The sequence below is a fragment of the Saccharopolyspora sp. 6V genome, assembly GCF_020176785.1.
In the GTDB taxonomy this organism is placed as follows: Bacteria; Actinomycetota; Actinomycetes; order Mycobacteriales; family Pseudonocardiaceae; genus Saccharopolyspora_C; species Saccharopolyspora_C gregorii.
The window spans coordinates 64,417-76,417 of record NZ_JAIUKB010000050.1; the positions used below are offsets into that span (position 1 = coordinate 64,417).

Annotated in this window: 10 protein-coding genes; 8 read left to right on the forward strand and 2 right to left on the reverse strand. The window is 75.0% G+C overall.

The features are described from left to right. Nucleotides 1-40: 40 nt before the first annotated feature. Complete coding sequence (locus LCD35_RS10955; protein ID WP_225044125.1) at nucleotides 41-991, forward strand: CPBP family intramembrane glutamic endopeptidase; 951 nt, start codon at nucleotides 41-43, stop codon at nucleotides 989-991. 172 nt (nucleotides 992-1,163) lie between these two features. On the opposite strand, the gene LCD35_RS10960 is transcribed toward LCD35_RS10955, so the two are convergent. Together LCD35_RS10960 and LCD35_RS10965 are read right to left on the reverse strand one after the other, a co-directional pair. Continuing rightward, nucleotides 1,164-2,630, reverse strand: a complete 1,467-nt coding sequence (locus tag LCD35_RS10960) for a dihydroorotase family protein (protein ID WP_225044126.1) — start codon at nucleotides 2,628-2,630, stop codon at nucleotides 1,164-1,166. Beyond that, nucleotides 2,627-4,006, reverse strand: a complete 1,380-nt coding sequence (locus LCD35_RS10965) for an FAD-binding protein (protein ID WP_255614691.1) — start codon at nucleotides 4,004-4,006, stop codon at nucleotides 2,627-2,629. Before LCD35_RS10965 ends, LCD35_RS10960 begins: the two co-directional genes overlap by 4 nt. A 205-nt stretch (nucleotides 4,007-4,211) precedes the next feature. Here LCD35_RS10965 and LCD35_RS10970 point away from each other — a divergent pair, with 205 nt between their 5' ends. The 7 genes from LCD35_RS10970 (at nucleotide 4,212) to LCD35_RS11000 (ending at nucleotide 11,995) form a co-directional block, all read left to right on the forward strand. Next, on the forward strand, nucleotides 4,212-5,000 hold the full coding sequence (locus LCD35_RS10970) for an IclR family transcriptional regulator (RefSeq protein ID WP_224960916.1): 789 nt from the start codon (nucleotides 4,212-4,214) through the stop codon (nucleotides 4,998-5,000). Next, complete coding sequence (locus LCD35_RS10975) at nucleotides 4,997-6,208, forward strand: CaiB/BaiF CoA-transferase family protein (RefSeq protein ID WP_224960900.1); 1,212 nt, start codon at nucleotides 4,997-4,999, stop codon at nucleotides 6,206-6,208. The genes LCD35_RS10970 and LCD35_RS10975 overlap by 4 nt, the downstream gene beginning before the upstream one ends. After that, a complete protein-coding gene (locus LCD35_RS10980) occupies nucleotides 6,205-7,059 on the forward strand; it encodes a CoA ester lyase (protein WP_225044127.1) in 855 nt (284 codons plus the stop codon). Before LCD35_RS10975 ends, LCD35_RS10980 begins: the two co-directional genes overlap by 4 nt. Continuing rightward, a complete protein-coding gene (locus tag LCD35_RS10985; RefSeq protein WP_224960905.1) occupies nucleotides 7,056-7,868 on the forward strand; it encodes a cyclase family protein in 813 nt (270 codons plus the stop codon). Before LCD35_RS10980 ends, LCD35_RS10985 begins: the two co-directional genes overlap by 4 nt. Next, a complete protein-coding gene (locus LCD35_RS30445) occupies nucleotides 7,865-9,292 on the forward strand; it encodes an MmgE/PrpD family protein (RefSeq protein ID WP_225044128.1) in 1,428 nt (475 codons plus the stop codon). Before LCD35_RS10985 ends, LCD35_RS30445 begins: the two co-directional genes overlap by 4 nt. A 91-nt stretch (nucleotides 9,293-9,383) precedes the next feature. Continuing rightward, the gene (locus tag LCD35_RS10995) at nucleotides 9,384-10,670 is read left to right on the forward strand and encodes an MFS transporter (protein ID WP_224966786.1); all 1,287 of its coding nucleotides are present in this window, start codon (nucleotides 9,384-9,386) and stop codon (nucleotides 10,668-10,670) included. Continuing rightward, nucleotides 10,667-11,995 (forward strand): MmgE/PrpD family protein, encoded by a 1,329-nt coding sequence (locus tag LCD35_RS11000; protein WP_224966785.1) that lies wholly within the window; start codon nucleotides 10,667-10,669, stop codon nucleotides 11,993-11,995. Before LCD35_RS10995 ends, LCD35_RS11000 begins: the two co-directional genes overlap by 4 nt. Nucleotides 11,996-12,001 lie beyond the last annotated feature (6 nt).

Consider the following 12,001-nt stretch of genomic DNA (forward strand, 5'->3'; position numbering starts at 1 on the left):
CGTTCGCGCGCCGCGGGAGCGCCGACCGAGAGGCCCCAGCATGAGTTCACCCCTGCCCCCGCGGCCCGACCGCGCACCGCGGACCCTCGCGGCAGCCGGACCGCCGCACCCGCCGGCCGAGTTCGACGGCACGCCTCGCCCCTTCGGCACGCACCTGCGGATGAGCTGGTGGAAACCGCTCGTGGTCGTGATCGGGCTCCCGCTCTCGATGTTGCTGTTGCAGATCGCCCTGTTCCGGGGCGTGGCGATGATCGAAGGCGACCAGGCGCCGGACGTCCTGACGCCGCTGCGCCTGCTGGCGGTGAACCTGAGCATGGGGATCACCGGGTTGCTGGCGATCCCCGTCGCCGCCCGGTTCGCCGGGGTGCCCTGGCGCCGCGTGCTCAGCTTCCCGCGGCGCTTCGACCGGGGCCGCCTGCTCCGGTACCTCGGTGGCGCGCTCGTCCTCGTCGCGGGGGCCGACGCCGCTCTCGCGGTCCTGGCGCCGGAGGCGACCACGTGGACCACGTTCGGCATCACCGGTACGACCGTGACGCTGCTCCTGGTGGTGGTGCTGACCATCCCGGTGCAGTCGCTGGCCGAGGAACTCATGTTCCGCGGCGCGATCATGCCCGCGCTCGCGTCCTGGGTCCGCCCGGTCGCGCCCGCGCTGGTGTTCGGCGTGCTGGCGTCCAGCCCCGTGTTCGCCCTGTCCCACTTCGCCTTCGACCCGTGGCAGCTCGCCTACTACACGTTCCTGGGGGTCTGCTTCGCCGCGATGGCGGTGATCAGCCGCGGGCTGGAGGCGTCGATCGCGTTGCACATCGCCAACAACGCGCTCACCTCGATCCTGAACGTCCTGTTCGCCGGGGGCGGAGCCCTGGTCCTCGATCGATCGGCCGTGCCCGGCGGGCCGCACCTGCTGATCCCGGTGCCGTTCTTCCTGGCGGCGCTGGCGTTCGTCTGGTGGCGCGAACGCCGCGGGCCGGTCGCGGGGGCCGCCGCGCGGTGACCGGACGCCTCGCGCGGTGCGGGTGGGGGCCGTGCTCCTCCTGCCCCGGGGGCCGCGCCGTCCGTCACCGACCCGGCGAGACCGGGCGCAGCCGGCCGACCGGTTCGCCGACGGACGTCGACGCGAGGACGTCCGCCGGCGAGCGGTCTCCGGCCACCCGCGGGCTCCGGGGTCAGCGCCCGGTGGGCCGGTGGAGGTAGCGGCCGCCGGGTTCGCCGCGGACCTCGCCCCCGTCGAAGATCCGCCTCCCGCGCAGGAACGTGGTCTCGACGGTCGCGCCGATCTCCATGCCGCGGAACGGCGTGTACTCCTGGGTGGACTCGGAATCGCCGGGGTCGACGACGAACGACCGGTCCGGGTCGACGAGGGCGATGTCGGCGTCGAACCCGGGGGCGATGTCGCCCTTGGTGGGCAGACCGAGGCGCCGGGCCGGATTGGTGGACAGCAGTTCGGCGACCGAGGACATCGGCAGCCCGCGCTTGCGGCCTTCGCCGACGAGGCCGGGCAGCAGGTATTCGGTGCCGCCGAACCCGGACTTCGCGGCGAACACGTCGGCGGGGTCCTCGCCGAACTTCTTCTCCTCCTTGCAGCAGGCGTGGTCGGACACGACCCAGCTGACGTCGCCCGCCAGCAGGTGCTCCCAGAGCGCTTCGACGTCGGCGCGGGGCCGCAGCGGCGGGTTGACCTTGCCGCCGACGCCGTCGGCGGTGCTGACGTCGGCGAGCAGGTGGCCGATGGTGACCTCGCGGCGGAAGTCGACGTGCGGGAAGGCCTTCGCCATCACCATCGCCGCCTCCATCGCCTTCGCCGACGACAGGTGCAGCAGGTTGATGGTGGGCAGGCCCGTCTCGTGCGCGAGGTAGGAGGCGATGGTGACGGCCAGGCCCTCGGAGTGCGGCGGCCGGGACGCGCTGTAGGCCTCCAGCCCGGAGAGCTCGCCTTCCTCCTCCACGAGCCGGGTGTAGGCGGTCATGATCTCCGCGGTCTCGCAGTGCAGGGACAGCGAGATCTGGTCGGCGATGTCCGGGTTCGCCTCGCGGGCGGCCTGGATGCCGCGCATGACGAACTCGAAGTGCGCGATGTCGTAGCGCTCGCCCTCGGGGATCATCAGGAAGTCGCTCTGGTCGGTGGAGCGCCCGTGCAGCCCGTGGCTGCCGTAGAACATGAAGATCTTGAACGAGGTGACGCCGTGCTCCCGGACCAGCGCCGGGATCTCGTCGATGTGCGCGGACTGCATCGGGGCGAGGTGGAAGGCGTAGTCCACGTACGAGCGACCCTCGGCGGCGGCGAGAACCTCGGGGAACACCTCGGAGTACGGGCCACCGCGGTTCAGGTAGTACTGCCCGGTCCGCATGTAGGTGAGCGAGGTGGTCACCCCGCCCTGCGCGCAGGCGCGGCTCTCGGTGGCGGTGTCCGCGGACAGCGGGTTGTAGATGCCCCAGTGCTGGTGGGCGTCGACGACGCCGGGGAAGGCGAGCAGCCCGCGGCCCTCGTGGACCTCGGTGCCCGCCGGCACCGCCAGGTCCGGGCCGACCTCGGCGACGACGCCGTCGGCGATCGCGATGTCGGCGCGGAACGGTTCGCCGCCGCCGGGGCGGACGACTCGGACGTCGCGGACGATCAGGTCGGGTCGGGTCATCGGGCACCTTCCGAGGGGTTGCGGGTGGACCGGGCGAGGTGCCCGGCGGCGAGGTAGGCGAGTCCCAGCGCGGGCAGCAGTCCGTTGCCCGCCAGGTATCCGGCCGCGCCGCGACCGGAGATCCCGGCGGCGGCGCCACCGGAGGCGTACAGCCCGGGGACGGGTTCCCCGGCGGTGTCCAGGACGCGGGCGTGCTCGTCGACGAGCAGCCCGCCCTGGGTGTGGAACAGCGCGGGGACGATCTCGACGGCGTGGTACGGCGGGTGCAGCGCGGTGGTCGCGGCGCGGCCGAACCGGTCGGCGCGGGTCCCGGCGGCCACGTCCGCGAGGTCGGTGAGCTCCCGTTCCAGCGCCGCGGCGGGTACCCCGATCAGCTCGGCGAGCCCCGCCGGATCGTCGGCGCGCCGCACGGCGCCCGCGGCGAGCACGTCCCGGTAGTCGCCGAAGGCGCGGCACAGCCCGTCGATCCGCTCGTCGAAGACCAGCCAGCCGCGGCCGCCGGGCCGCCCGGCGAGCACCGCGGCGTACTCGGAGTAGCCGGTCGTCTCGTCGCCGAACCGGGTGCCGCCGGAGTCGACGACGGCGCCGCCGTGCATCACGGCGGTCCAGGTCACCAGGGTCCGGGCGGCCGCGGACAGCGCGGCGTGGCCCTGGTAGGCGTCGAGGAAACCGGTGGCGGCGCCGAGTTCCCCGCCGATCCGCAGCGCATCGCCGCGGGAGTGCTCGCCGCCGTGGTAGTGCGCGTCCGCGATCTCCGGCAGGTGGGCCGCGACGAGCTCGCGGTCGGCGCCGTAGCCGTTGGTGGCCAGCAGCACCGCGCGGGCGGTGATCTCCTCGCGCTGCCCGGCCGGGTTCTCCAGCACGGCGGTCCGGCCCTCCGCCGCCGGTGCGACGCCGACGAGCCGGGCCGGGGCCAGCAGATCGATCCGCTCGCTGCGATCCACCGCGTCGAGCAGGTGCCCGAGCAGCGCCGAGCCGTGCCGCCCGGGAAGGCTGTGCACTCGCGGGACCGCGTGGCCCGGGTAGTCGAAGTCGGTGGGCAGCTCGATCGGCAGGCCCACTTCGTCGGCCAGCCATTCCACGAGTTCGGCGCCCACCTGCGCCAGCGCCGCCGCGATGCGCCGGTCGGCGGTGCCGCCGGTCTTGCGGTCGACGTCGGCGAGGAACAGCTCGGGGGAGTCGGTGATCCCGGCGGCGGCCTGGAAGCGCGATCCGGGCCCCGGGATCATCGCGGTCGACATCGAGGTGTTGTTGCCGCGGCGGAAGTCCGCGTCGGAGTCGACCACCAGCACGTCGAGCCCCAGCTGCGCCCCGCGGATCGCGGCGACCAGACCACCGCCCGCTCCGGCGACCACGAGATCGACATCGATCGTCATCGCTTTCTCCTCACTACCAGCGCCTTCCGGTTGTTTCGCTGAGCGGAACAGAGCCGAAAGCGGCTGGTGTTTCGATAAGAGCACCCTGCCTGGTTCTATGCAAGAACCTGCACGGATTTCTTGACATTGCGAGGTTCGAGCACGCACTGTCGTTCCGGTAAGCGGTACGACGATCGGGGCAATCGGAGGGGACGACGTGGCGGAGATGACCGGGGGCACCGGAGCCACCGAGCGGGTGGCGGACGTGCTGCTGCTGTTCACCGACGGCCCGCCGACGCTCGGCGTCAGCCGGGTGTCCCGCGAGCTCGGCCTCTCGAAGGCCGTGGTGCACCGCATCCTGCAGTCGCTCACCGCCCGGGACCTGATCGCCTACGACCCCGCGAGCCGCGAGTACCGGCTCGGACCGGCCGCGGCGGCGCTGGGCAGCCGCGCGCTGCGCGAATCCGACCTGCGGGCCACGGCGCTGCCGTTCCTCGCCGAACTGCGCGACCGGCTGCACGAGACCGTCACGATCAGCGCGAAGGTGCACGGCGGGCGCGTCTACCTCGACCAGGTCGTCGGCACCCACGAGATCACCATGTCGGTGGAGCTCGGCCGCCGGTTCCCGCTGCACGCCGGATCGTCCGGCAAGTGCATGCTCGCCCACTCCGCGCCGGATGAGGTGGACCGGCTGCTCGCCGGGGAACTCGCCGCGCTGACCCCCGCCACGCCCACCGATCCGGCCGCGCTGCGCGTCGAGCTGGAGCGGATCCGGCAGCTCGGCTACGCCGCCTCCGAAGGTGAGCGGCAGAGCGACGCCGGTTCCGTCGCGGTCCCCGTGTTCGGCCCCGGCGGGCTCGTCGGCGCGGTCTCGGTGTGCGGGCCCCGCTTCCGGGTCACCGACGAGTTCGTGGCCGCCACCGCACCCGAGCTGATCGAGACCGCGGACCGGGTCACCGCCCGGCTCGGCGGCGTCGCCCCGCAGCGCCCCGTCACCAGTGGAGGAACGCGATGACCCACGACCACCCCGCGGGAGCCGGACTCCCGGCGCTGGACGGCCTGAAGGTCCTCGACGCCTCCACCCTGTTCGCCGGGCCGCTGGCCGCGACGCTGCTGGGCGACCACGGCGCCGACGTCATCAAGATCGAGCACCCGCGCGGCGACCCGGCACGAACGCACGGCGCGCAGAAGGACGGCGTCGGGCTCTGGTGGAAGATGCTGGCCCGCAACAAGCGGGCGATCACCCTGGTGCTGTCCACCCCGCGCGGCCGGGAGCTGTTCCTCGACCTCGCGGCCGACGCCGACGTGGTGATCGAGAACTTCCGGCCCGGCACGCTGGAGCGCTGGGGCCTCGGCTGGGAGGAGCTGTCCGCCCGCAACCCGCGGCTCGTGCTGGCGCGGGTGACCGGGTTCGGGCAGACCGGCCCGTACTCGTCGCGGCCCGGCTTCGGCACCCTCGCCGAGGCGATGAGCGGATTCGCCGCCATGACCGGGGAACCGGACGGCCCGCCGACGCTGCCGCCGTTCGGGCTCGCCGACGGCGTCGCCGCGCTCACCACCGCGTTCGGCATCCTCACCGCGCTGCGGGCGCGGGAGAGCACCGGGCGCGGCCAGGTGCTGGACACCGCGATCATCGAGCCGCTGCTGCACCTGCTCGGGCCGGGCCTGATCGCCTACGACCAGCTCGGGGTGCTGCAGCCGCGCACCGGGAACCGCTCGTCGAACAACGCGCCGCGCAACACCTACCGCTGCTCCGACGGCCGCTGGGTCGCGGTCTCCACCAGCGCCCAGTCGATCGCCGAGCGGGTGGTGCGGCTGGTCGGCGCCCCGGAGCTGATCGACGAGCCGTGGTTCGCCAGCGGAGCGGGCCGCGCCGAGCACGTGGAGGAGCTGGACGCGGCCGTCGGGTCCTGGATCGCCGCCCGCGACCGCGACGAGGTCGTCGCCGTCTTCGAGGAGGCGCAGGCCGCGGTCGCCCCGATCTACACCGCGGCGGACGTGCTCGCCGACCCGCACTTCAACGCGCTCGGCAGCATCGTGACGATCGACGACGAGGAGCTGGGCCCGGTCCGCTTCCAGAACACCCCGTTCCGGCTCTCGGACACGCCCGGTTCGGTCCGCACCACCGGCCCGCGGCTCGGCGCGCACACCGCAGAGGTGCTGGGTTCCCTCGGCGTCGACGCCGGTGAGCTGGACCGGCTGCGCGAGCAGGGGGTCGTGTGAGCGCCCTCGGCCGGGCGCGGAGCTGGCTGTACGTGCCCGCGCACCGGGAGGACCTGGTCGACAAGGCCCTCGGCGGGGCGGCCGATGCCGTGGTCCTGGACCTGGAGGACGCGGTCCCGCCCGCGGCGAAGGACCGGGCCCGCACCTGCGCGGCGGCCCGCGCGGGCGAGCGGACCTGGGTGCGGATCAACGGTTCCGGGACCCCGTGGGCCGAGGCCGACGCCGCAGCGCTGGCCGGGTCCGGCGCCGCCGGGCTGCGGGTGCCGAAGGCCGAGGACCCGGCTGCGATCGCCGCGCTGGCCGAGCTGACCGGGCTGCCGTTGCACCTGCTGGTGGAGAGCGCCCGCGGCCTGGAGCGGGCCTTCGAACTCGCCACCTGCCACCCGCTGGTCGCCGGGATCTCCCCCGGGGAGACGGACCTGGCCGCCGACCTGCGGATCCGGGACCGCGCCGAACTCGGCTGGGCGCGGGCCCGCATCGTCACCGCGAACCGGGCGGCCGGGCTGCCCAGCCCGGTCGCCAGCGTGTGGACCGACCTGGCCGACACCGCCGGACTCGCCGCGGACAGCGCCGCCCTGCGCGACGCCGGGTTCTTCGGCCGCTCCGTGATCCACCCCGGCCAGATCGCCCCCGTCCACCAGGCCTTCACCCCCGGCGAGGCCGAGGTGGCGCGGGCGCGGTCCCTGCTCGCCTCGGTCGGCGCCGCGGGTGCGGCCGCCTGGGTGGACGCCGACGGCCGCTTCGTCGATCCGGCCGTCGTCGCCGGTGCCCGCTGGGTCACCGAACTGGCCGATGAGCTGCTGCAGCACCACGAACCGGGCCGTGCCGCGGCCGGGAAGGAGAACCCGTGACCGACGCCCTGCTCGGCGCCGTGCGCGCCGGGACCCGCATCATCGAGCTCGGCCACCCGCTGTACACGGGGATGGCGGGCTCGCCGAACCACCCCGGTTTCCGGATGACCCTGGAGCGCCGCCACGGCGACGCGGTCCGCCCCGACGGCGGCTCGGCGTCCAACGAGGTGATCGTCACCGGCGGGCACACCGGCACCCACGTCGACGCGCTCGCCCACGTCAGCCACGACGGCAAGCTGCACGGCGGCGCCGACGCCGCCGAAGCGCAGCGCGGCGGGAAGCACACCGTGCACGGCGCCGAGACGATCCCGCCGATGGTGACCCGCGGGGTGTTCCTCGACGTGGCCGCCGTGCACGGCGTGGACGTGCTGGAACCCGGCTACGGCATCACCGCCGACGACCTGGCGCGGGCCGCGGAGCGCGCCGGCGCCGAACCCGGCCCGGGCGACGTCGCCGTGGTGCGCAGCGGGTGGGGCCGCCTGTTCGGCGACCCGGTCGCCTACGTCGGCAAGGAGACCGGGGTGCCCGGGATGACCGTGGACGGCGCCGCATGGCTCGTCGAACGCGGCATCGTCGCCACCGGCGGCGACACCACCGCCTACGAGCAGATCCCGGCGGGCGCGGGACACCGCGTGCTGCCGGTGCACCGGGTGCTGCTGGTGGAGCACGGCATCCACATCGTGGAGCACCTGGCGTTGGAGGACGCGGCCGAAGCCGGGCTGGGCGAGTTCCTCGCCGTGTTCGCCCCGCTGCGCATCGTCGGCGGCACCGGCGCCCCGGTGCGGCCGCTGGCGGTGGTGCAGCCGTGACCACTCCCGCGCAGCGGATCGGCGAGGTCGGCGCCCGGCTGGCCGCCGACGGCATCGACGACGCGCTGGCCGACGACGTGGCCGGCCGGATCGTCGACGTGCTCGGCAACTCCCTCGCCGCGGTCCGCGAGGAACCGGCGCGGATCGCCGGGGCGGTCGTCGCCGAGTGGGGCGGGCAGCCCGCGGCGACCGCGATCGGCCTGCCCGGCCGGGTTCCCGCGCCGTCGGCGGCGCTGGTCAACGGGACCTTGGCGCACAGCCTGGACTTCGACGACACCCACCTGCCGTCGGTGCTGCACCCGTCGGCCTCGGTGGTGCCCGCGGCGCTGGCCACCGCGGAGCGCACCGGCGCGGGCGGCCGCGCCCTGCTGGCCGCGGCGGCGATGGGCATCGAGGTCACCTGCCGCCTCGGCATGGCCGGCTACGACGAGGAGCTCGGCAACTCGGTGTTCTTCGAGCACGGGCAGCACGCCACCGCGATCTGCGGCGCGATCGGCGCTGCCGTCGCCGCCGGGATGCTGCAGGGGCTCGACGCGGAGGCGCTGGCGTCCGCGGTCGGCATCGCCGCGAGCATGGGCGCCGGCGTTATCGAGGCGAACCGCACCGGCGGCACCATCAAGCGGGTGCACTGCGGCTGGGCCGCGCATTCGGGGGTCGCCGCCGCCGACCTGGCGCGGCACGGGCTCACCGGCCCGCCCACCGTGATCGAAGGCCGGTTCGGGTTCCTGCGCGCGTTCTGCGGCGAGCGGGTGCACCCGGAACGCGTCACCGACGGGCTCGGCGAGCACTGGGAGACGCCGGGCGTGTTCTTCAAGCCCTACCCGTGCAACCACTTCACGCACGCCGGCATCGACGCCGCGCTGCGGCTGCGGGAGCGGGGCGTGGCGGCCGAGCAGGTCCGCGAGCTGGTGCTCGGGGTGCCCGCCCCGGTGCTGCGCACCATCGCCGAACCGGCCGCGGAGAAGCGCCACCCGCGCTCCGGGTACCACGCCGCGTTCTCCGGCCCGTACACCGTGGCGGCGGCGCTGCTGGGCGGCGGCGGGCTCGGCGTGTTCCACGAGGACTTCACCGACGCCGCCGCGGCCGACCCGCGCCGCCTCGAACTGGCCGGGCGGGTGCGGGTCGTCGCCGACGAGCAGGCCACCGCCGGATTCCCCCGGCAGTTCCCCGCCGTCCTCACCGCCGAGCTCACCGACGGCAGCGCGGTCACCGAGCGGATCACCGAGAACCGCGGCGGCCCCGGTCGCCCGCTGTCCGCCGACGAGCTGGCGGCGAAGTTCACCGGCAACGCGAGCCGGGCCGTGGGGCCGGGCCGGGCGGCGGACGTCGTCGCCGCGGTGTGGGACCTGCGCGCGAACCGCGCGGTCGCCGAGGTGATGGGCGGCGTCCACGCCGCGCTCGCCGCGTCCGACCTGGACGGCTGATCCGCGCACCGAGCACTGGCAGACAACGACGTCTCGTCCGCTCCGTTCGAACGGAACGAACGATTCCCCTCCCGGAATCGAGGAACACGCCATGAGCACACGGTTTCGCTTCGTGACGCTGGGGCTGGTGATCGGCCTCATCGTCATCAACTACATCGATCGCAGCGCGGTCTCCTACGCGGTGGAACCGCTGGAGCAGGCGTTCGGGATCACCACCGCGCAGTACGGGATCATCAGCTCCGTCTTCTCCATCGGCTACATGGTCGCGGCGTTCCTGTCCGGGCCGCTGGTGGACCGGTTCGGGACCCGGCGGGTGCTGCTGTCGGCGATCGCGCTGTTCTCGGTGACCACCGCGCTCATCCCGATCGCCGGTTCGTTCGCCGGGCTGCTGGTCATCCGGTTGCTGCTGGGCATCGGGGAGGCACCGGCGTTCCCGGCGGCGACCCGCACGGTGAGCCGGTGGCTGCCGATCCGCGAACGCGGGGTGGCGCTGGCGCTGTGCGGCGGGGTCGCGGTTTCCGGGAGCCTGCTGATCTCCGGTCCGCTGCTGACGGGGCTGACCGACCTGGTGGGCTGGCGCGGCATGTTCTGGACGCTGGCCCTGTTCGGCGTGGTGTGGGCGGTGCTCGCCGTGCTGCTGCTGCGCGACCTGCCCTCGGAGTCGGCGCGGGTGAACGACGCGGAGCGGGAGCTGATCGCGGCCGGGCAGGAGTCCGATTCGGCGCCGGGCCGGTCCCGGGTGCGGTGGCGGCCGCTGCTGACGAACCGGAACCTGTGGGTCGTCGCGGGCGGGTACTTCGCGTGGGGCTTCATGTTCTGGGGCTTCATGTACTGGCTGCCGTCGTTCCTCTCGAACGCCTACGGCCTGAGTGTGGAGCAGGCGGGCGCGTTCTCCATCGCGCCGTGGGCGTGCGGCATCGTCGGCGCGCTGGTCGGCGGCTACGTGGTGGACCGGGTGTACCGGCGCAGCCCGCGGATCCGCACCCGGTTCGCGGTGATGGGCGCGGCGCTGCTGCTGGCCGGGTGCTCGTTGATCCCGCTGGCGATCGCGCCGACGCTGACGGTGGCGCTGCTCTCGATCTCGCTGGGCGTCGGCTTCGGGTTCGTCACCGGCGGCATCTGGTGGGTGGCCTCGATCGACGCGGCACCGGACCAGCCGGGCAGCGCCGCCGGGTTCGCCGATGCGGCGTTCGCGTCCTCCGGGATCGTGGCCCCGTCGGTGATGGGCTTCATCGTCGCCGGCACCGGGAGCTTCACCAGCGGATTCGTCGTGATGGCCGGCTTGGCGGTGGCGGGTGCGCTGCTGATGCTGCTGGTGCCCCGCGAGCCGGTCGCCGCGGCGGCACCGGCGGGCCGCGTCGTGCGCGAGCGGGCATGAGCGGGGCGGCGGAGCTTCGGCAGGCCGTCGGCGGGCTCGGCCGGTGGGTCTCGGAGCTGAGCTGGGCTGAGGTGCCCGCCGAGGTGCGGGAACGCCTGCTGGTGGTGCTCACCGATTCGATCGCGGTCACCGCGCTCGGCTCGCGGGACCCGGCGCAGCGGGCGCTGGTCGCCGCGTGGGACGCCCCGGACGGGCCGTCCCCGCTGTTCGGGACGGGCCGTGCGGTCGCGGTGGACGCGGCGGCCTGGTTGAACGCGGTCGCCGCGGTGCGCTTGGAGCTCGACGACGGGCACCGGCTCGCCGCGGGGCATCCGGCGGCGCACGGCTTCCCCGCGGTGCTGGCGCTGGCCGCGCGGCGGGGGGTGCGCGGCGCGGAGCTGTGCTGCGCCCTGCTGGCGGCGTACGAGGTCGCGGCCCGGTTCGGCCGGGCGACGCGGTTGCGGCCGGGCACCCATCCGCACGGCAACTGGGGCGTCCCGGGTGCGGCGGCGGGCTGCGCGCGGCTGCTCGGCCTGGGGCCCGCGGAGACGGCGGCGGCGATCGACGCGGGCGGTGGCCTGCCGGTCGCGGGCCCGTTCTCGGCGGCGCTGGACGGCAACCCGGTGCGGGACGCCTGGGTGGGTGCGGCGAACCAGTCCGGGCTGGCGGCGGCGCGGCTGGCCGCGTCCGGGGCCGGGCAGGTCACCGGGGTCGCGGCGGACGCGCTGGGCGGTCTGCTGGGCGAGCTGGACCCGGCGGTGCTGACCGGCGGGGGCTGGGAGGTCCTCGGCGGCTACTTCAAGCAGCACTCCTCGTGCTCGTTCACCCACGCCGCGATCGACGCGGCGCTGTCGGTGCGGGAGCAGGTGGGTCCGGACCCGGCGGAGGTCCTGGTCGAGATCCACTCGCTCGGCGCCGGGTTGGACCGGACGAGCTGGCCGACGCCGCTGGCGGCGCGGTTCTCGCTGCCGTTCGTGGTGGCGACGGCGCTGCGGCGGGGGCGGGTGGGCCCGGCCGAGTTCTCCGCGGCGGCGCTGGCCGACCCGGGCACCGCCGAGCTGGCCCGCCGGGTCGTGGTGCGCGCGGCGCCGGACCTGGACGCCCGGCTGCCCGCGGAGCGGCCGGTGCGGCTCACCGCGGCCGGGGTCGTGGCGGAGCGCCCGAACCCGGTCGGCGACGCCGCCTTCCACCCGTTCTCCGCCGCGGACCGGGTCCGCGTCCTCGGCGAGCTGCTGGGCGCGCCGGAGGTGGTGGCCGGTGTCCGGGAGCGGTGCGCCGCGCTGCCGGACGCGGTGGACGCCGCGGCGGAGCTGCGCGCGCTCGGCGCTTCGTGCCAGGTCCGATGAGGAGGA